Raw genomic sequence first — 18,570 nt, forward strand, 5'->3', positions numbered from 1 at the left:
CTGCCCGATTACCGGTCCAATAGGGCCTATCGAACGTTGAAGCCGTTGCTGCGCACCTTGGTTCGCGGCAACGGCGCACTGCCCCGCAACACCTGGCCCGCACGCCTACTGCGGTGGGCGCGCACCGCAGTGGTGATCCTGGTGTCGCTGGTGACATTGCAGTCGGTGTTGTTGGTGGCGGGGGCGTGGCGCAACGACATCACCATCGAGCGCGACATGGGCGTGGCCGAGGCCGAGGTGCTCAACGCGGGCTTTCGGCGCTCCACCATCGAGTTCGTCACGCCGGAGCGGATCACTTACCGCCCCGAGCTCGGTGTCCTGTATCCCTCCGAATTGGCAACGGGGATGCGGATTTACGTCGAATATGACAAGTCCGATCCGGATCTGGTGCGGGTCCAGCACCGTACCGCGGTACTGGCGGTCATCCCGGCCGGATCCGTGGCGGTGATCGCCTGGCTGATCGGGATCGCGGCGTTGGCGGGATGCAATGTCGTCGAACGACGGTGGGCCAGAACTCAGTCGTAACGCGGGGTTGGGCCAAAAGTCCTCAAATTCACGCGAACGCCGATTTTTGCTGACGATCGCCAAAGTGCTTGTTAGGCTGCTGCGGATTTCGCGTTGTTCGTTTACTGCCACACGATGGCCCTCAACGGTGAGGAGACGTTTAATGATCCGTCGCGCTGTGGTGCTTGCAGGCATTTTCGCGTTCGGGGTGGGTATCGCAACCACTCCCGTCGCCGCTGCAGAGCCGTACTACAAGAACTGCACTGAGGCCCGTAAGGCCGGTGCGGCGCCGATTCGCGAGGGCGAGCCCGGCTACCGCAGGGCGCTGGACCGCGATGGTGACGGAATCGCCTGCGAATAAACAGCGGTGGGCAGCGCTGACCGGCTAGCGCTCATTCACCAGCCGGTCGAGCCAGCCGGCGTCGTCGGTGTCCACCACGGTCTTGGTCGTCAGGTCGTAGACCGTCGGGGTGCCGGGGCTCTCCGGGTTCGCCGACAGCAGCTGTACGCGATTGAACGCGTTCATCGACGTGGCGTCCACGACCTGCTGCCCGGCGGCGATCCGATCCACCACGTGGTCGGGCAGGCCGCTTTCGCGCGCGGTGGTCGCGATGTCCTCCACGGTGGGTGTGCCGCCGTGGCGGTACAGGTCGGTCACGAACGCTTGGTAGGCACCGGCCGAGGTAGCCGGATCGGCCGCTGCCATCAACGCGTTGCTGACGCGCGCAGAGGTGTCGTTTTTGCGCCGGGCATCCAGAAACGTCATCCACCGGTAGGTCACCGCGACGTCGCCGGCGGTCAGGTGCCGGCTCAGGGCGTCACTGGAGGCTGCTTCGAACTTGGCGCACTCGGAGCACTGCGGATCGCAGAAGATCTCCAGCTGCACCGGGGCCGAGGTGGTACCGACCAGCACGCCGAAGTGGTCGGGGCTTAGCGCGGCGCCCGGCACGCTGGGTTCGCCGAAAGCCGGCCCCGCTAACGCGCCGCCGAATACCACCAGTGCTGCCAATGTGCCCAGCCAAGACCGCATTCCAGCAACCCTATCGGAGGCGGGTACCGTCGACCGGGTGAGCCGCGCCAACCTGGACAAAGACCCGCACGCCGTGGCGTCGATGTTCGACGGCGTCGCCCGCCGCTACGACCTGACCAACACGGTGTTGTCGCTGGGACGCGACCGCTCCTGGCGTAAGGCCACCCGGAAAGCGCTCGAGTTGCAGCCGGGGGAGAAGGTGCTCGACCTGGCCGCCGGCACCGCGGTGTCGACGGTGGAGTTGGCCCGTTCGGGTGCCTGGTGTGTGGCCGCGGACTTCTCGGTGGGGATGCTCGCCGCCGGTGCCGGCCGGCCCGTGCCCAAGGTCGCCGGGGATGCCACCAAGCTGCCCTTCGGCGACGAGGTGTTCGACGCCGTGACGATCAGCTTCGGGTTGCGCAACGTCGTCGACCACACGGCGGGCCTGCGGGAGATGGCCCGGGTGACTCGGCCCGGAGGCCGGCTAGTGGTGTGCGAGTTCTCCACCCCGACCGTGCCGGTGTTCGCCACGGCGTACAAGGAGTACCTGATGCGGGCGCTGCCGGCGGTGGCACGCGCGGTGTCATCGAACCCGGAGGCCTACGTCTACCTTGCCGAATCGATCCGCGCCTGGCCGGATCAGGCCGCGCTGGCCCAGCAGATCGGCGCGTCGGGCTGGACGGACGTGAGCTGGCACAACCTCACCGGGGGCATCGTCGCGCTGCACTCGGCGATCAAGTCCGGTTAATTTCGCCGAGCAGACGTGAAAGCCCCCAAAAAGCGCCTGGTTTGGGGGCCTTCGCGTCTGTTCGCGGGTTAAGTCGCCGGGTCGAACCGGAACACCGCGATCCGGCCCGCGAGTGCCTCGACCTCGTCGGGGGTGCCCTTGTCCACCAGGCCGGCCTGCTTGAGGAAGCGGGCGCCGACGGGGACCTGCACTGGGAACGCCCGCAACACCGGGCGCGCCGCCTCCGCCGACAGCTCGACGATGCGCACCGGCCGTTCTCGGCGACCGTGGCGCAGCAGGCCCGCCCCCGCCGCCCGGGCGTTGAGTGCCCAATCGGCCTTGGGGAACCCCGCCACCGTGTAGAGCTGCCCGTCGACGGTGAACGGCGTCATCGGGGTGCTGCGCGGCTGGCCAGACTTGCGGCCCGGCACCGTCAACACCATTGGCGGCCCCGTCGGGATGCCCAGCTTCTGCAGGCCGATCATCACCTTGTTGACCGGTTTGAGCCAGCGCGGCGGCTTCGGGTCACTCATGGCGGCGCCCCCCGTCAGCCCAGGTGCGCCGAGAGCAACCAGCCCGCGGCCGACTTGCGCCCGCCTCGCTCGTCGCGCAGTGGGACGCCGCCGAATCCGGGGAACTCGTCGGGGAAGACCGCATGCAGCCGGGCCGGTTTGATCTCGTCGACCACCCAGTACTTCGACACCACCTCACGCAGTTCGTCGGCGGTCACCGCGAACGGCGGGCCTTCGGGGATGGCGGCCTTGTCGAAGACCAGCACGAAGTACGACGCCCCAGGCGCGGCGGCGCGCACGATGGAGCGCTGGTAGCCCTCGCGCGCTGCCACCGGGATCGAGTGGAACAGCGTGCTGTCGACGATGGTGCCGAAGCGACCGTCATAGCCGGAGAAGTCGCTGATGTCGGCGACCTCGAAGGAGGCGTTGGTCAAGCCGCGCTTGGCCGCCTCGCGTCGGGCCAGGTCGATGGCGGTAGGTGAACTGTCGAGGCCCACGGTGGTGTGCCCGTGTTCGGCCAGATACAGCGAGATGGCGGCCTCGCCGCAGCCGACGTCAAGGACATCGCCGTGGAATTTGCCCTGCTCGATCAGTGTGGCCAGCTCGGGTTGGGGTTCCCCGATGCTCCACGGTGGTTTGGCGCCCAAGCCCATTTGCTCGGATTCGCCACGGTAGGCGGCGTCGAACTGGAGATCCAATGAATCGCTCATTACTCCGGTATATCAACGCCCCTGATATATGTCAATGGTCCTGATATTCGGCGAGAAGACGCGTAGGCCCCCTAGAACCCGCTGATTCAGGGGCCTACGCGTCTGCTCGCAGGGAGAAAATGCGCTAGGAGAACGGGCGGCGGCGGTCGATCAACCGGGACAGCCGTCCCCCGCCGCGCCAGGCCCGCGCCACCAGATCCGCGTCGTCGTCGGTGACCAGGTTGGCCATCACCCGCACCGCCACCCGCATCAGCATCGTCGAGCGCATCGCCAGCGGGCCTGTGGCCGGCAGGAACCGGGGGAACGTCAGCAGCAGCGCCAGTCGTCGTGCCACCGAGAACCCGCGCGCGTAGTGGGTCGTCAGCAACTCCGGCCACGCCTGGGTGAGGTCGGCGCTGCCCGCATTCTCCAGTAGCTCGACGGCCAGCCGCCCGGTCTCCAGGCCGTAGTCGATGCCCTCGCCGTTGAGTGGGTTGACGCAGGCGGCGGCGTCGCCGATCAGCATCCAGTTAGGCCCGGCGACACCCGAGACCGCGCCGCCCATCGGCAGCAGCGCGCTGGCCGGCGCACGCACCGGGCCCTCGAATCCCCACTCCTCGCGGCGCAGGTCGGCGTAGTAGGACATCAACGGCCGCAGCGCCACATCGGCGGGCCGTTTGACGGTGGCCAGCGCGCCGACGCCGATGTTCACCTCGCCGTTCCCCAGCGGGAAGATCCAGCCGTAGCCCGGCAACACTTCGCCCTCGGGGGATCGCAGCTCCAGATGCGATGTCAGCCATGGTTCGTCGCTGCGCGGCGAGGCCAGGTAACCGCGGGCGGCCACCCCGTACACCGTCTCCTGATGCCACTGGCGGCCCAGCACGCGGCCCAGCGTGGAGCGCGCCCCGTCGGCAACGATCAGCGCCGTACAGGCGACCTCCGTGCCGTCGGCCAACGCCACCGACCGCACTCGTCCGGCCGCGTCGTGGTGCGCGCCGATGGCCTTGACGCCCAACAACATTCGGGCACCCGACTCCTCGGCGACCTTGCGGATGCGTTCGTCGAGTTCGGTACGCGGCGCCGCGCTGCCGGTCGACGGGAACGAGGGGCCGGGCCAGTCCACTTCGATCTCACCGCCGAAGCCGGACATCCGCAGACCCCGGTGCCGGATATGGCTGTCCAGCCACTCACCGAGCCCCAGTAACTCCAGCTGTTCGACCGCTCGCGGGGTCAGTCCGTCACCGCACGGCTTGTCCCGAGGGAAGGCCGCCGAATCGACCACCAGCACGTCGCGGCCCGCTCGCGCCGCCCAGGCGGCTGCCGCCGACCCCGCCGGTCCCGCACCGACCACCACCACATCAGCCTGCGAACTCACAGTGACCAGTATGTTGGAGCCGTGAGGACACCGGCGAACGTGGTGGCGGGGTTGGATTTCAGCGGCTTGGGGGACCCGGGTTTCGCGGACCGGGTCCGCGATGGGGTTGCCCGCATCGAGGAGCTGATGGACACCGAGTTGCGCGGTGGCGACGGCCTGATGACCGAGGCCGTGACGCACTTGTTCGACGCCGGCGGAAAGCGGTTCCGTCCGCTGTTCACCGTGCTGTCGGCGCAGCTGGGGCCCGAGCCGGACGCCTGGCAGGTGACGGTGGCCGGCGCGGTGATCGAGCTGGTGCACCTGGCCACGCTGTACCACGACGACGTGATGGATGAGGCGCAGATCCGCCGCGGGGCGCCCAGCGCCAATGCTCGATGGGGCAACAACATCGCGATCCTGGCCGGTGACTATCTGTTCGCCACCGCATCACGGCTGGTGTCGCGGCTGGGTCCGGATGCGGTGCGGATCATCGCCGAGACGTTCGCTCAGCTGGTGACCGGACAGATGCGCGAGACCCGCGGGGCGGCCGAAGGTGTGGATTCGATAGAGCACTACCTCAAGGTCGTCTACGAGAAGACGGCCTGTCTGATCTCTGCGTCGGGCCGCTTCGGTGCGACGTTCTCCGGGGCCGACGACGGCCAGGTCGAGCGACTGGCCCGCCTGGGTGGGATCGTGGGCACCGCCTTCCAGATCTCCGACGACATCATCGACATCGATTCTGATCCCGATGAGTCCGGTAAGCTGCCCGGCACCGATCTGCGCGAGGGCGTGCACACCCTGCCGGTGCTCTACGCGCTGCAGGACACCGGTGCCGACGCCGAGCGGCTGCGTGTGCTGCTGGCCGGCCCGGTCACCGAGGACGAGGCGGTCGAAGAGGCGCTGGGGTTGTTGCGGGCGTCGGCCGGCATGGTCAAGGCCAAGCAGACGGTCGCCGACTATGCCGCGCAGGCCCGCGCGGAGCTCGCTGAGCTGCCCGACTGCGTTGGGCGGGCGGCGTTGGCCAGCCTGGTCGACTACACCGTCAACCGGCACGGCTGACCACGATTGCGGAACTCGTGCGCCCTCGGCGGCGTTTAATGAGCACGATGGTCGTTCTCCAAGGAGGAAGTCGATGACCTGGCACCCGCACCACAACACGGCGAAGACGTTCTTTCTGCTGTTCGTGATGTCGGCGTTGATCGTCTTGGTGGGCCGGGCGTTCGGTCCGCAGATGATGTGGGTGGCGGTGCTGTTCGCCGTGGGAATGAACGCCTACACCTATTTCAACAGCGACAAGCTGGCGCTGCGGGCCATGCGGGCCCAGCCGGTGACCGAGGTGCAGGCGCCGGAGATCTACCGGATTGTCCGGGAGCTGGCCACCACCGCCCACCAGCCGATGCCCCGGCTGTACGTCAGCGACACCAACGCGCCTAACGCCTTCGCCACCGGCCGCAACCCGCGCCACGCCGCGGTGTGCTGCACCAGCGGAATCCTGCGGCTGCTCAACGAGCGTGAGCTGCGCGCGGTGCTCGGTCATGAGCTGTCGCACGTGTACAACCGCGACATCCTGATCTCGTGTGTGGCCGGCGCGCTGGCCTCGGTGATCACCGGTTTGGCCAACATGGCGATGTTCATGGGCAACCGCCGCGACGGCAATCCGCTGGCGATGCTGCTGGTCGCCTTGGTGGGTCCGCTGGCGGCCTCGGTGGTGCGGATGGCTGTGTCGCGGTCGCGCGAGTACCAGGCCGACGAATCCGGTGCCGTGCTCTCGGGTGACCCGCTGGCGCTGGCGTCCGCGCTGCGCAAGATCTCCGACGGTGTCCAGGCCGCCCCGCTGCCGCCCGAGCCGGAACTGGCCAGCCAGTCACACCTGATGATCGCCAACCCGTTCCGCGCGGGGGAGAAGGTCGGTCAGCTCTTCGCCACCCACCCTCCGATGGCCGACCGGATTCGGCGCCTGGAGGACATGGCCCGCGGCTAACGCGGTCCGCCTGCTGGCCCCCACACCCCGGTGCCCCACTTGCCGCTTTCGCACCCGCGCTTGGGGGTCGCGCGAACATCGGCCGCTGTCTGGAATTGCCCTTCCTGAATCGAACTCATCTCACCCCCGCCTCGATGGTGCGCACGAGGCGCACGGGTTGGCTGCGTCCGCCGTGGAGTCGGATTCACTGGGAACCAGCACCGTACCGCCGGTAATGCAGTGCTGCCGCAGCCAATCTTCAATGGCCTGCTCGGCGGCGTGATCGATGTAGGTGGTCTTGATGGCGAGCGTGACGTGCGCGCCGGCGGGAATCTGTGCCAGCACGTTGGTCAGCCGGGGAAGCGCCAGGAAGGTGCACGTGCCCGACACGGTGACCATCCAGTCGTCGCCGCTGCCCACTGCGGTGACCTTCACCCGGATCACCCGCCACCCGGTCAAGGCCATCGCCAACGCCAACCCGATGAGCACCCCGTGTAGCAGATTGAGAAATACCACGCCGGCCACCGTCACCACGTAGACGATGAGATCGCCGCTGCGCCAGGCCGTCTCGATGTGAATCATCTTGATCAGTTGGACCCCGACGGTGATCAGCAGGCCCGCCAGCGCCGCAGTCGGAATCTGCTGCACCAAGCCAGCGAACGGCAAGGCGAACAGCAGAATCCACACGCCGTGCAGGAAAGCCGACGCCCGCGACTTCGCGCCGGCGTTGACGTTGGTGGCGCTGCGGACGATCACCCCGGTGATCGGCAGCCCGCCCAGCATGCCCGAGGCGACGTTTGCGGTGCCCTGCCCGATCAGTTCACGGTTGAAATCGGTACGCCGCCCGGTGTGCATCCGGTCCACCGACACCGCCGAGAGCAGGCTTTCCACGCTGGCGATCAACGCCACGGTGACCACCCCGACCAAGGCGGCAGCCCATTTGCCGTCCGGCAGCGCGGGCAGTTGCACGGCATCCAGCAGTGATCCGTCCAGGGTGATGCGACGCACCTCGAGCGAGAAGACCAAGGACAGCACCGTTGCTCCGGCAATCGCGACCAGCGGTCCGGGAATCCGGCCCAGCGGACCCGTCACCGATCGCCAGGCGAGCATGATGATGATCACCAGGATGCCCAGGATCGGCTCGGCCCCATGCGACTCGATCAGCCCTTCCGGCAGCTTGGCGAGGTTTTCCCAGGCCGAACTCGCCGACCGGCCGCCGAGGAGGACGAGCAGCTGCTGCAGGGTGATCGTGATGCCGATTCCGGCCAGCATCGCGTGCACCACGACCGGCGAGATCGCCAGGGCGGCCCGCGCCACCCGGCTCAGCCCCAGGAGGACCTGCAGCACCCCGGCGCCGACGGTGATAGCGCACGTCACCTTCCAGCCGAAGCGCCCCACCAGATCCGCGACGATGACTGTCAGCCCGGCCGCCGGCCCGCTGACCTGCAGCGGTGAGCCGCCCAGGGCGCCGACGACGATTCCGCCGACGATCGCGGCGATCAGACCGGCGAGCACCGGTGCGCCCGAAGCCACGGCGATACCCAGTGACAGTGGCAGAGCGACCAGAAACACCACCAGGGAGGCAGGCAGGTCATACCGCAGAACCGAGCGGGACCAGGCTGTTCGTGACTTGATTCGTGATTTGACGTTGGCTTGCGCGGTCAGCATCCGGTAGTTCCCCTGCCCTCATAAGATATTGCTGAGATGCAGAGAAGTTATTCATGCCTTATTGCCAAATACGGAATGCGACATGTCCAGGAAGTAAACATAAGTTACACATTGGGAGCGAATCCACAGGAACCGTACAGTTAGAAGCCAGGGCCGGTCACCTCATGTCCGGGCGCCTCGGCCATCAGCCCACGGTAGGCCTGCTCCACCGTCGAACCGTGGTTGATCACCCCGTCGACCTCGCGTGCGATCGGCATGCTCAGCCCATACTGTGCGGCGAACTTCATGATCACGCTGGCCGCCCGCACCCCCTCGGCCACCTGATTCATCGACGCGATGATCTCGTCGATCGGCTTGCCGGAACCCAGCTGCTCGCCGACATAACGGTTGCGGCTGCGCTGGCTGGTGCAGGTGACGATCAGGTCGCCCATCCCGGCCAGGCCCGCGAAAGTGTCGCGGGCTCCACCCATCGCCTCGCCGAGTTTCGCCATCTCGCGCACCGAGCGCGACATCACCAGCGCCCGGGTGTTCTCCCCGATTCCCAGTGAATAGCCCATGCCGACCGCGATCGCGTAGACGTTCTTCAGCGCGCCGGCCATCTCGACCCCGACCACGTCGTCGGTGGTGTAGACCCGGAATCGCTTGGTGCGGAACAGCGACGCCAGCTCGCAGGCCAGGCCCGGGTCGGGCATGGCCAGCACCGCCGCCGCGGCATACCCCTCGGCGACCTCGCGGGCGATGTTCGGGCCGGCCAGGATGCCGGCCGGATGCCCGGGCAACACCTCGTCGACGATCTGCGACATCCGCATGTTGGTGCCCTGCTCAAGACCCTTGACCAGCGATACCACCGGCACCCAGGGGCGCAGCTCGGTGGCCAACTCCTCGAGCACTCCGCGGAAGCCGTGCGACGGTACCGCCATCACGACGACGTCAGCGCAGTGCGCGGCCTCGGCGAAATCGGTGGTGGCGCGCAGCGTGCTGGACAGTTCGACATCGTTGCCCAGGTAACGGCTGTTGCGGTGGTTGTCGTTGATGTCGGCGGCGGTCGCCTCCGATCGCACCCACTGCAGCGTCGGTGCACGGCGCGAGCAGATGGACGCCACCGTGGTACCGAACGATCCGCCTCCGAGCACGACAACATTGGGTGTACGAGTAGCAGCAGGCATGAGCGACAGCGTATTGCCGTCGCCGCCGCTGCACCGCCAGTTGGTGAACTCGGTGCTATCCGGCCAGCGGGATCGCCTCCCCGGCCCGCCCGAACACCATTGATTCGGTGATCTGGTCGAACCGGAAGTCCAGGGCGTCGGCGAAGTAGTTCTGCCGCACATTCCACGGCCGCTTGGTGCCCGACCGCGGGAGCGCATGCGGCGCGCGCAGCACATAGCCGGCCTGGATGTCCCACGCCGACTTCTCGGCCATCGGCTCGTCGCCGAGGTGCGGGTAGGCGTGGGTGTAGCCGCGAGAAGCCATGTACGCCAGCAGTTTGGCGGTCGCCCGGGCGGTGATATCGGCACGCAACGTCCAGGAGGCGTTGGTGTAGCCGACGCACCAGAACAGATTCGGCACGTCTTCGAGCATGTGCGCCTTGTAGACGAATCGGTCGGTGGACTTGATCTCGGTGCCGTCCAAGCTGATCCGCACTCCGCCAAGTGCCTGCAACTGCAGGCCGGTGGCGGTGACGATGATGTCGGCATCCAGATGCGACCCGGACTGCAAGGCGATCCCGGTGGCGTCGAAGTGGTCGATCCGGTCGGTGACCATCTCGACCCGCCCGGCGCTGATCTCGGCGTACAGATCGGCGTCGGGAATCAGACACAGGCGCTGGTCCCACGGTTGATACGGCGGCTTGAAGTGAGTGTCCACGGGATAGCCCGGCGGCAGATTCTGCACGGCCGTGCGACGCAGGATCCACTTCAACAACGGGGGAGTCTTGCGTGCCAGGAACCAGACGTAGCCCTCGAACAGGGCCATCACAAACCGGATGATCGGGTGACCCAGTTTGCGGGGCAACAGCTTTGCGACCACGTCAACGAAGCGGCTGTACATGCTCGCCGAGACCAGATAGGTGGGCGTGCGCTGCAGCAGGGTCACGTGGCCGGAGCGCTGCGCCAACGCCGGGACAAGTGACATCGCGGTGGCGCCGCTGCCGATCACCACCACCTTCTTGCCGGTGTAGTCCAACTCCTCGGGCCAGTGCTGGGGGTGCACCAGCGTCCCCGCGAACGTCTCCGATCCCGGGAAGTCGGGGGTGTATCCCTCGTCGTAGTTGTAGTAGCCGGAGCCGAAGAACACGAACCGGCCGCGGTAGGTCCGCTGCGTCCCGTTCTCGTCCGCCGTCACCGTCCAGGTGTCGGTCGCCGAATCCCAGTCGGCCGCGGTGACGTGGTGGTTGAACCGGATGTGGTCGTCGATGCCGTGCTTGCGCGCGGTGTCGGTCAGGTAGTCGCGGATCTCGTCGCCGTTGGCGACCCGTTCGCGGCGGGTCCACGGTTCATACGGCAGGCACAGCGTGAAGATGCTGCTGTCCGAGCGCACCCCGGGATAGCGAAACAGGTCCCAGGTCCCGCCGATGCGCTCACGCCGTTCCAAGATGACGTAGCGGGTGCCGGGGTTGCGCTCGGCGATGCGGTACGCCGCGCCGATACCGGAGATGCCGGCTCCGATGATGACGACGTCCACGACCTCTTCGGTAGTCACGAGCCCCAGCCTAAGCACGCAGCGGCGGCCGGACCAGCGGTACCGGTTACCGGTAGTTCACGAACTGCAAGGCCACGTCCAGGTCGGCGCCCTTGAGCAGTGAGATCACGGCCTGCAGGTCGTCGCGCTTCTTCGACGACACCCGGATCTCGTCGCCCTGGACCTGGGACTTGACGCCCTTGGGGCCCTCGTCGCGGATCAGCTTGTTGATCTTCTTGGCGTGCTCGGCGTCGATGCCCTGCTTGAGGCTGCCGCTGACCTTGTAGGTCTTGCCCGACGGCTGCGGGTCCCCGGCGTCGAACGCCTTCATGGAGATGTCGCGGCGGATCAGCTTCTCCTTGAACACGTCGACGGCAGCCTTGACCCGCTCCTCGGTGGAGCTGACCAGTTCGATGCTTTCCTCGCCCTTCCAGGCGATGGTGGTGTCGGTGCCGCGGAAGTCGAACCGGGTGGCCAGCTCCTTGGCGGCCTGGTTCAAGGCGTTGTCGACCTCCTGCCGGTCGACCTTGCTGACGATGTCGAACGATGAGTCCGCCACGAGACCTGTCCTCTCCTTGAGTTGTGCTGGCCGTTTGTGTCTGAGGTACATCCTCGTTGTAGTCTGCTAGGCGCACTACGGCAGGTTGCCCGAGCGGCCAATGGGAGCGGACTGTAAATCCGTCGGCGGAAGCCTACACAGGTTCGAATCCTGTACCTGCCACACCTGATCAGGCCCCCTTTCGAGGGGGCCTGATTGTTTTCACCGAGAACTGGCGGGCCTGATCCCGTGGTGCAGTTCGGCGACGTCGGGGTGGGCGCGGGTGCGGGACTTCCATGCGTTCTCGCCGTAGGTGTCGAAGATGGGGTTGTTCGGGTCGGTCTCCACGCCGCGGGCCAGGACGGCCAGCTCAGCGGGCAGGGTGATCCGCGGGACGGTGGCATCCAGTGCCGGGTTGAGGAAATACGGAACAGAGATCCGGTCGGTGCCGGGCCCAGGCGAGCGCACTCGGTGACGCGTGGCCCGCAGGTAGCCGTCGGTCGCGACTTCGAGCAGTTCACCGATATTGACGATGAACGTACCGGCCATGGGCGGAACGTCGACCCATTCACCGGGTGAGCTTTCCACTTGAAGCCCTTCGGAATCCGGCTCGACGAGCAGCAGCGTCAACACGCCCGAATCCTTGTGGGCGCCGACCCCTTGGCCGGCCTGCGGGCTTGCCGGGTAGCGAACGACCTTGATCAGCGTCGCCGGCGATGCGGCGAATGCGTCGTCGAACAGGTCTTCGGCGGCGCCCAACGACGCCGCCCAGTGCCGGAGCAGTTGCAGGCCCACCGCAGACAGCGACCGGTCCCACGCTTCGAACGCCGAGCGAAAGGATGCGGGTCGCGCGGGCCACAGGTTCGGGCCCTGCAGATGCCAGTAGCCCTCCGCTTCGGGTACTACGGGACGCTCAGGACCGATGTCGATCTGCTCTCGCCAGTCCACGCGCCCGTTCGTCAGCTCGCCGCCCAGACGTGAATAGCCCCGGAAATGCGGGCTTTTCAACTGGCTGATCTGGTTCTTCTCCGCCTCGGGCAGCTCGAAGAACTGCCGGGCCAGCGTGAGGATCTCGGTGATCTGCTCGTCGGATATGCCGTGGCCGGTGAGGTAGAAGAAGCCGAAGCTGTGGGTGGCCTCCCGCAAGGCCAGGCGAAACGCCGCTGTGTCGGTAGCGGCGTCAGACAGGTCCAGCACAGGCAGCATCACAACGAGCCTTCGGTATCAGGCGCCAAATGCCAAGCGCTACAGGTCGCCGGAGAAATCGGCGGTCAGCCAGCGGTCGGGCCGGATGGTGAACAGCACGCTGGATGCGCCATCCATGTTGGCGGCGAATGCGCGGCCTCCTTCTTGGCCCAGGTAGCGGACCGCGATGGCCTCGCGCTGCGGCAGCGGGGCCGGCGTGACTGCATTGACCACGGTGCCTTCGACGATCACGTATTGGTAGGGCAGTTCTTCGCGCTGCACCACCAGCGTCACCGCACCGGCCTGCTCGATGAGCTTGGCCTTCCGCCGGCCGGCTCCGGTATTGACCAGGATGTCGCCGCCGGGGGTGTAGTCGTACCAGATCGGGACGCTGGCCGGCGGGCGGCCGTCGGTGGCGGCCACGGATAACACGGCCACGTGCTTGTCGGCGAGAAACTGCTGACGCTCGGTCTCGGTAAAGGGTTTGGGCATATCGGCTCGAACAGCGGTCGCCCCCGGGCTATTCCGCCGGGTTGCGGAGCGGCTCTCCGGCCAAGGTGCCTTCACCGGCTTACACTCCGGCGATGCCTGCCGAGAAGGAGCCCGGAATGCCCGTAGCGGATCTCGTTGTCATCGGCACGGTGCTCACGGTCAATGACGCGCAACCGACCGCCGAGGCATTGGCCGTCACCGATGGGCGGATCGTCGCGGTCGGTGACCGCAAGGACATGGACGGCCTCATCGGTCCCGACACCCGGGTGCTGGACATCGGCGACGGCTGCGTATTGCCCGGCTTCGTCGAGGCGCACGGGCATCCGCTGATGGAGTCCGTCGTGCTGTCCGGTCGGATGGTCGATATCCGGCCGGTCACCCTGACCGACGCTGACGCCGTGGTGGAACTGATCCGCAAGGAGGTCGCCGCCCGCGGCGCCGACGGGGCCTACGCGATCGGCTGGGACGCGCTGCTGCAGCCCGGACTTCCCGAACCCACGCTGGCTTGGCTGGATGCCCTCGCCCCGGAGCACCCCCTGGTGATCGTGCACAACTCCGGGCACAAGGCCTACTTCAACAATGCGGCCGCCCGACAGGCCGGCTTGAGCCGTGACACCCCCGACCCGATCGGTGCGAAATACGGCCGCGACGCCGCCGGCGAACTGGACGGCACCGCCGAGGAGACCGCCGCGCTCATGCCGCTGATGGGCGAGGCGATGATGCTCGGCGACTATCCCGCGATGCTGCGCGCCGAATGCGCGCGGCTCAACCGGGCGGGGCTGACGACAATTTCGGAGATGGCCTTCTCGCCGCAGTTTCGGCCGCTTGTTGATCATCTGCGCAATGAGCTGACCGTGCGACTGCGCACTTACGAGATCTCCAACGAGGCCCTGCACACCGATGCGTCGCCGGGGGACGGCGACGACATGGCGCGCCAGATCGGCATCAAGATCTGGGTGGACGGCTCGCCGTGGATCGGCAACATCGACCTGTCGTTCCCGTACCTGGACACCGACGCCACCCGCACTATCGGCGTCGAGCCCGGATCGTGCGGGCACGCCAACTACACCGGCGAGCAGCTGACCCGCATCGTCGAGGCGTACTTCCCGCACGGCTGGCAGATGGCCTGCCATGTGCACGGCGACAACGGGGTCGACACCATCCTCGACGTCTATGAAGACGTGCTGGCGCGGCACCCGCGCCCCGATCACCGGTTGCGCCTCGAACACGGCGGCGCCATCCGCCCCGAGCAGTTGCGCCGTGCCGCCGCGCTGGGCGTGACCTGCAGCCTGTTCGTCGACCACCTGCACTACTGGGGTGATGTTCTTGTCGACGGGCTGTTCGGGGAGGAACACGGCGCGCGGTGGATGCCGGCGGCGTCCGCCGTCGCGACGGGCATGCGCATCTCACTGCATAACGACGCGCCGGTCACCCCCGAAGAGCCGTTGCGCAACATCAGCGTCGCCGCCACCCGGGTTGCCCCCAGTGGTCGGGTCCTGGCGCCCGAAGAGCGGCTCACCGTCGAGCAGGCGATCCGGGCGCAAACCCTCGATGCGGCCTGGCAACTGTTCGCCGACGACGTGACCGGCTCCCTTGAGGTGGGCAAGTATGCCGACCTGGTGGTGTTGTCGGCCGACCCCCGCACCGTCGCCCCGGAAGCGATCGCCGATCTAGAGGTGCGTGCCACCTTCCTGGCCGGCCGCCAGGTGGTCTGAAACGACCGGCCATCCGGCTATTTAAAGGAGATATAGGGGTCTAAAGTCCTCTAGCGGGCCAAGGCTGGTAAGGCTAACCTTCGTTGCATGAGCCTGCCGATGCCCGACCGCAAAACCGCTGATCTGCCCGGACACTGGCTGTTCGCCCGTCTCGGCAAACGCGTGCTGCGACCCGGCGGGCTGGAACTGACCCACCGGATGCTGGCCGATGCGCAGCTGGCCGGCGCCGACGTCGTGGAACTCGCACCCGGCATGGGGCGCACCGCGAAGGACATCCTGCAGAACAGCCCCGGCACCTACACCGGCGTCGAGGCCGACGAGAACGCCGCCGGCGTGGTCCGCTCGGTGGTCGGCGAACGGGGCCGAGTGGTCACCGGCGAGGCGTCGCAGACGGGCCTGGACGCCGACAGCGCCGACGTCGTCATCGGCGAAGCGATGCTGACCATGCAGACCAACGCGCACAAGGCCGAGATCATGGGGGAGGCCTACCGAGTGCTGCGCCCCGGCGGCCGCTACGCCATCCACGAGATGGTCCTGCAGCCCATCGACGTGCCCGAGGCCGTCAAGGACGAGGTCCGCACCGCGCTGGCCCGCTCCATCAAGGTCAATGCCCGCCCGCTGACCGCCGCGGAGTGGACCGAACTGCTCACCGAGGCCGGCTTCACCGTGGAGAAGATCTCCTACGCACCGATGGCGCTGCTGGAGCCGCACCGGCTGATCGCCGACGAGGGTCTGGTCGGGGCGCTGCGCTTTATGTTCAACGTGCTGCGCGATTCGGACGCGCGCGCCCGGGTGCTCAACATGCGCGCGACATTCCGTCGCCACCGCAACAACATGGCCGCTATCGAGGTGATTGCTGCCAAGCCCGCCTGACCGGCTTGCCATGATGGACAGGTGACAACCCGCGACCGCGACGATTCGGGCCGCCCCCGCAACGCCCGCCCGCGTGATCGGCTGGGCCGCCCGCTGCCCCGCGGCAGCCAGGGCGGGGTCGAAGGTGTGCCCGACGACCTCGATCTGCCGCCGGCCCAGATGCTCGCCTACGCGCAGCTGTTGCTGGATGACGGGCTGGCGTTCAACGCCCACGAGGTATTGGAAGCCGCCTGGAAGCATCGGCCCGCCGCCGAGCGTGAACTGTGGCAGGGCCTGGCGCAACTGGCCGTCGGCGTCACCCACGTTCAGCGGGGCAACGTCGCCGGAGCGGTCAGTCTGTTGCGCCGCGGCGCCGAACATCTGGCGACGGTGCAGCCTCCGGCCCCGTTCGGGATCGATCTCGCCGGCTTGCTGGGTTTCGCCGCGCAGTTGGCCGACGACCTGGCGGCCGGCGTCGAGATCGCCCCTCAGCGGCTGCATCCGCGGCTGGTCGCGTGAGCGCCCCGATTCGCTGGACGCTCGCCGACGGCCGCGACCTCCTGTTCTTCGCGCTGCCCGGCCGTGCCCCGGCGCCGGTGGCAGACCTGCGGCCGCTGTCGCCTCGTGACCCCGAGCCGTCGCAGTTGCGCTTCGACCGCACCACCGGTCAGTGGGTGATCATCGCCGCGCAGCGCCAGGACCGCACCTATAAGCCCCCCGCCGAGGCCTGCCCGCTGTGCCCGGGACCGAGCGGTGAGACCAGCGAGGTGCCGGCGGCCGACTACGACGTCGTGGTCTTCGAGAATCGGTTCCCCAGTCTGGCGGGATTTCGGCGCGATTATGACCGCTCAGCGGGAGAAACCGCGCTGAGATCGTTCATCTCCGCACCGGGCAACGGTCGTTGCGAGGTGATCTGCTTCTCCGCCGATCACACCGGTTCGTTCGCCGACCTGCCGGCGGCACACGCCCGGCTGGTGGTGCAGGCATGGCGGCATCGCACCGCCGACCTGCTGGGCCGCCCGGGCGTCGAGCAGGTGTTCTGCTTCGAAAACCGCGGCGAGGAGATCGGGGTGACGCTGGCTCACCCGCACGGCCAGATCTACGGCTACCCCTACCTGACCCCGCGCACCGCCGCGATGCTGGATCAAGCGCGCGCGCATCGAGTTACGCACGGCGGGAATCTGTTCGCCGATCTGCTGGCGGCCGAGCGTGCCGAGGGCACTCGGATCGTGGCGCAGACCGACCACTTCACCGCGTTCGTGCCGTTCGCCGCGCGCTGGCCGGTCGAGGTGCATCTGTATCCGAACCGGCGGGTGCACAACCTGACCGACCTGTCTGAGGACGAACTCGACGACTTCGCGAGCCTCTACCGAAACCTGTTGGGTCGCTTCGACCGTATCTACGACGCCCCGCTGCCCTATATGGCCGCACTGCACCAGTACCGCAGCGACGGCGCGCAGGCCGACGGCTACTTTCACGTGGAGTTGATGTCGATCAGGCGCAGCGCGAACAAGCTGAAGTTTCTGGCGGCCTCGGAGTCGGCGATGGATGCGTTCATCGCCGACGTCACCCCGGAGTCCGTGGCGGCTAGGCTGCGTGAGCTGTGATCACCTACTCCGCGCCGGGCCGGGTCAACCTGATCGGCGAACACACCGACTACAACGGCGGTTTCGCGCTGCCCATCGCGTTGCCGCAACGCACCAGTGTCACCTTTACCCCGGCCGAGACCGACACACTCACCGTGCTCAGCGACCGCGCCGACGCACCGGTCAGCATTCCGCTCAACACCACACCCGGGCAGACCACCGGCTGGGGCGCGTATGCCGCCGGGGTGATCTGGGCGCTGCGCGACAGCGGGTTTGCGGTCCCCGGCGGCACCATGGATATCCGAAGCGACGTACCGATCGGCTCGGGCCTGTCGTCCTCGGCGGCGCTGGAATGCGCGGTGCTCGGCGCCTTGGCCTCGGCCGCTGGCCTGAACATCGATCGGATCGAGCAGGCCCGGATCGGCCAGCGCGCCGAGAACGACTATGTCGGCGCGCCAACGGGTTTGCTGGATCAGCTGTCGTCGCTCTTCGGGGAGGTGTCCAGCGCGCTGCTGATCGATTTCCGCGACATCGCCGTGCACCCGGTGCCGTTCGACCCGGACGCTTCCGGGGTGACTCTGCTGCTGCTCGACTCCGGTCAGCGGCACGGCCACGTCGACGGGGAATACGCCGCCCGGAGGGCATCGTGCGAGCGAGCCGCCGCCGCGTTGGGGGTCGTATCGCTGCGCGAGATCCAGCACCGCGGCGTGGAGGCGCTGGAGGTGCTCGCCGACCCGATGGATGCCCGGCGAGCTCGGCACGTACTGACCGAGAACGAACGAGTGCTCGATTTCGTTGCCGCGTGCAACGAGTTGGACTTCGCCGCGGCCGGTGCGTTGTTCACCGCGTCGCACGCCTCGATGCGCGACGACTTCGCGATCACCACCGAGCACATCGACCTGATCGCCGACAGTGCGGTGGCCGCCGGCGCGCTCGGCGCCCGGATGACCGGCGGCGGGTTCGGTGGCTGTGTGATCGCGCTGGTGCCAGCCCAGCTCACATTGAAGGTGGGCGACGCGGTGCGGGCCGCGGTCGCCGACGCGGGATACCCCGAACCGGAGGTGAGCCGGGTGTACGCGGCGGCGGGGGCGGGATAGTGTTGC

At 67.7% G+C, this 18,570-nt stretch carries 20 protein-coding genes and 1 tRNA gene; 11 read left to right on the forward strand and 10 right to left on the reverse strand.

Going from position 1 to position 18,570, the window contains the following annotated elements; translation table 11 throughout:
• Both ACKY0X_RS02875 and ACKY0X_RS02880 read left to right on the forward strand, forming a co-directional pair.
• Positions 1–525, forward strand: a complete 525-nt coding sequence (locus ACKY0X_RS02875) for a DUF3592 domain-containing protein (RefSeq protein ID WP_409429483.1) — start codon at positions 1–3, stop codon at positions 523–525.
• A 142-nt stretch (positions 526–667) separates the two neighbouring features.
• Entirely contained in the window at positions 668–865 is a 198-nt protein-coding gene (locus tag ACKY0X_RS02880) for an excalibur calcium-binding domain-containing protein (protein WP_046283245.1), read from the forward strand.
• A 24-nt stretch (positions 866–889) separates the two neighbouring features.
• On the opposite strand, the gene ACKY0X_RS02885 is transcribed toward ACKY0X_RS02880, so the two are convergent.
• Complete coding sequence (locus ACKY0X_RS02885) at positions 890–1,534, reverse strand: DsbA family protein (protein WP_409428233.1); 645 nt, start codon at positions 1,532–1,534, stop codon at positions 890–892.
• A 37-nt stretch (positions 1,535–1,571) separates the two neighbouring features.
• Here ACKY0X_RS02885 and ACKY0X_RS02890 point away from each other — a divergent pair, with 37 nt between their 5' ends.
• Positions 1,572–2,261, forward strand: coding sequence for a demethylmenaquinone methyltransferase (locus tag ACKY0X_RS02890; protein ID WP_409428234.1), 690 nt, complete (start codon positions 1,572–1,574; stop codon positions 2,259–2,261).
• A 68-nt stretch (positions 2,262–2,329) separates the two neighbouring features.
• On the opposite strand, the gene ACKY0X_RS02895 is transcribed toward ACKY0X_RS02890, so the two are convergent.
• The 3 genes from ACKY0X_RS02895 to menJ all read right to left on the reverse strand — a co-directional run bounded on the left by ACKY0X_RS02895 (position 2,330) and on the right by menJ (position 4,816).
• Positions 2,330–2,773: a nitroreductase family deazaflavin-dependent oxidoreductase gene (locus ACKY0X_RS02895; protein ID WP_065041597.1), complete on the reverse strand. Its 444-nt coding sequence runs from the start codon at positions 2,771–2,773 to the stop codon at positions 2,330–2,332.
• Between the two features lie 14 nt (positions 2,774–2,787).
• A complete protein-coding gene (locus ACKY0X_RS02900) occupies positions 2,788–3,462 on the reverse strand; it encodes a class I SAM-dependent methyltransferase (RefSeq protein ID WP_409428235.1) in 675 nt (224 codons plus the stop codon).
• A 124-nt stretch (positions 3,463–3,586) separates the two neighbouring features.
• Positions 3,587–4,816 (reverse strand): menaquinone reductase, encoded by a 1,230-nt coding sequence (gene menJ, locus ACKY0X_RS02905; RefSeq protein WP_409428236.1) that lies wholly within the window; start codon positions 4,814–4,816, stop codon positions 3,587–3,589.
• A 21-nt stretch (positions 4,817–4,837) separates the two neighbouring features.
• On the opposite strand from menJ, the gene grcC1 reads away from it, so the two are divergent.
• Positions 4,838–5,854: a nonaprenyl/(2E,6E)-farnesyl/geranylgeranyl diphosphat synthase gene (grcC1, locus tag ACKY0X_RS02910; RefSeq protein ID WP_409428237.1), complete on the forward strand. Its 1,017-nt coding sequence runs from the start codon at positions 4,838–4,840 to the stop codon at positions 5,852–5,854.
• Between the two features lie 73 nt (positions 5,855–5,927).
• Complete coding sequence (gene htpX / locus ACKY0X_RS02915) at positions 5,928–6,776, forward strand: zinc metalloprotease HtpX (RefSeq protein WP_308485554.1); 849 nt, start codon at positions 5,928–5,930, stop codon at positions 6,774–6,776.
• A 120-nt stretch (positions 6,777–6,896) separates the two neighbouring features.
• Here the strand turns inward: htpX and ACKY0X_RS02920 are convergent, their stop codons facing one another.
• The 4 genes from ACKY0X_RS02920 to ACKY0X_RS02935 form a co-directional block, all read right to left on the reverse strand.
• Positions 6,897–8,423, reverse strand: coding sequence for a SulP family inorganic anion transporter (locus ACKY0X_RS02920; protein WP_409428238.1), 1,527 nt, complete (start codon positions 8,421–8,423; stop codon positions 6,897–6,899).
• A 140-nt stretch (positions 8,424–8,563) separates the two neighbouring features.
• Positions 8,564–9,589 (reverse strand): NAD(P)H-dependent glycerol-3-phosphate dehydrogenase, encoded by a 1,026-nt coding sequence (locus ACKY0X_RS02925; RefSeq protein ID WP_409428239.1) that lies wholly within the window; start codon positions 9,587–9,589, stop codon positions 8,564–8,566.
• A gap of 55 nt (positions 9,590–9,644) precedes the next feature.
• Positions 9,645–11,120 (reverse strand): flavin-containing monooxygenase, encoded by a 1,476-nt coding sequence (locus tag ACKY0X_RS02930; RefSeq protein WP_409428240.1) that lies wholly within the window; start codon positions 11,118–11,120, stop codon positions 9,645–9,647.
• 46 nt (positions 11,121–11,166) lie between these two features.
• Positions 11,167–11,658 carry a YajQ family cyclic di-GMP-binding protein gene (locus ACKY0X_RS02935; protein ID WP_409428241.1) on the reverse strand — a complete coding sequence of 164 codons (492 nt, stop codon included), beginning with the start codon at positions 11,656–11,658 and terminating at the stop codon, positions 11,167–11,169.
• Between the two features lie 79 nt (positions 11,659–11,737).
• Between ACKY0X_RS02935 and ACKY0X_RS02940 the strand changes: the two genes are divergently transcribed.
• Positions 11,738–11,820: transfer RNA gene (locus ACKY0X_RS02940), tRNA-Tyr, on the forward strand.
• Between the two features lie 39 nt (positions 11,821–11,859).
• Here the strand turns inward: ACKY0X_RS02940 and ACKY0X_RS02945 are convergent.
• On the reverse strand, positions 11,860–12,843 hold the full coding sequence (locus ACKY0X_RS02945) for an isopenicillin N synthase family dioxygenase (protein WP_409428242.1): 984 nt from the start codon (positions 12,841–12,843) through the stop codon (positions 11,860–11,862).
• 39 nt (positions 12,844–12,882) lie between these two features.
• Positions 12,883–13,314, reverse strand: coding sequence for a pyridoxamine 5'-phosphate oxidase family protein (locus ACKY0X_RS02950; protein WP_409428243.1), 432 nt, complete (start codon positions 13,312–13,314; stop codon positions 12,883–12,885).
• 116 nt (positions 13,315–13,430) lie between these two features.
• On the opposite strand from ACKY0X_RS02950, the gene ACKY0X_RS02955 reads away from it, so the two are divergent.
• From ACKY0X_RS02955 to ACKY0X_RS02975, 5 genes are all read left to right on the forward strand, one after another.
• Complete coding sequence (locus ACKY0X_RS02955) at positions 13,431–15,029, forward strand: amidohydrolase (protein WP_409429484.1); 1,599 nt, start codon at positions 13,431–13,433, stop codon at positions 15,027–15,029.
• Between the two features lie 87 nt (positions 15,030–15,116).
• Entirely contained in the window at positions 15,117–15,902 is a 786-nt protein-coding gene (locus ACKY0X_RS02960) for a class I SAM-dependent methyltransferase (RefSeq protein WP_409428244.1), read from the forward strand.
• Between the two features lie 21 nt (positions 15,903–15,923).
• Positions 15,924–16,400 carry a DUF309 domain-containing protein gene (locus tag ACKY0X_RS02965; RefSeq protein ID WP_065041587.1) on the forward strand — a complete coding sequence of 159 codons (477 nt, stop codon included), beginning with the start codon at positions 15,924–15,926 and terminating at the stop codon, positions 16,398–16,400.
• Positions 16,397–17,488: a galactose-1-phosphate uridylyltransferase gene (gene galT / locus ACKY0X_RS02970; protein WP_409428245.1), complete on the forward strand. Its 1,092-nt coding sequence runs from the start codon at positions 16,397–16,399 to the stop codon at positions 17,486–17,488. Before ACKY0X_RS02965 ends, galT begins: the two co-directional genes overlap by 4 nt.
• Positions 17,485–18,564, forward strand: a complete 1,080-nt coding sequence (locus ACKY0X_RS02975; protein ID WP_409428246.1) for a galactokinase — start codon at positions 17,485–17,487, stop codon at positions 18,562–18,564. Before galT ends, ACKY0X_RS02975 begins: the two co-directional genes overlap by 4 nt.
• Positions 18,565–18,570 lie beyond the last annotated feature (6 nt).

Origin of the sequence: Mycobacterium sp. SMC-11 (assembly GCF_046250095.1) — a bacterium.
GTDB classification, from domain to species: domain Bacteria; phylum Actinomycetota; class Actinomycetes; order Mycobacteriales; family Mycobacteriaceae; genus Mycobacterium; species Mycobacterium heraklionense_A.

Coding starts and splice junctions, on each gene's coding strand:
- ACKY0X_RS02880 (WP_046283245.1), top strand. CDS start 668: ATGATCCGTCGCGCTGTGGTGCTTGCAGGCATTTTCGCGTTCGGGGTG.
- ACKY0X_RS02885 (WP_409428233.1), bottom strand. CDS start 1,534: ATGCGGTCTTGGCTGGGCACATTGGCAGCACTGGTGGTATTCGGCGGC.
- ACKY0X_RS02895 (WP_065041597.1), bottom strand. CDS start 2,773: ATGAGTGACCCGAAGCCGCCGCGCTGGCTCAAACCGGTCAACAAGGTG.
- ACKY0X_RS02900 (WP_409428235.1), bottom strand. CDS start 3,462: ATGAGCGATTCATTGGATCTCCAGTTCGACGCCGCCTACCGTGGCGAA.
- htpX (WP_308485554.1), top strand. CDS start 5,928: ATGACCTGGCACCCGCACCACAACACGGCGAAGACGTTCTTTCTGCTG.
- ACKY0X_RS02920 (WP_409428238.1), bottom strand. CDS start 8,423: ATGCTGACCGCGCAAGCCAACGTCAAATCACGAATCAAGTCACGAACA.
- ACKY0X_RS02925 (WP_409428239.1), bottom strand. CDS start 9,589: ATGCCTGCTGCTACTCGTACACCCAATGTTGTCGTGCTCGGAGGCGGA.
- ACKY0X_RS02945 (WP_409428242.1), bottom strand. CDS start 12,843: ATGCTGCCTGTGCTGGACCTGTCTGACGCCGCTACCGACACAGCGGCG.
- ACKY0X_RS02950 (WP_409428243.1), bottom strand. CDS start 13,314: ATGCCCAAACCCTTTACCGAGACCGAGCGTCAGCAGTTTCTCGCCGAC.
- ACKY0X_RS02955 (WP_409429484.1), top strand. CDS start 13,431: ATGCCCGTAGCGGATCTCGTTGTCATCGGCACGGTGCTCACGGTCAAT.
- ACKY0X_RS02960 (WP_409428244.1), top strand. CDS start 15,117: ATGAGCCTGCCGATGCCCGACCGCAAAACCGCTGATCTGCCCGGACAC.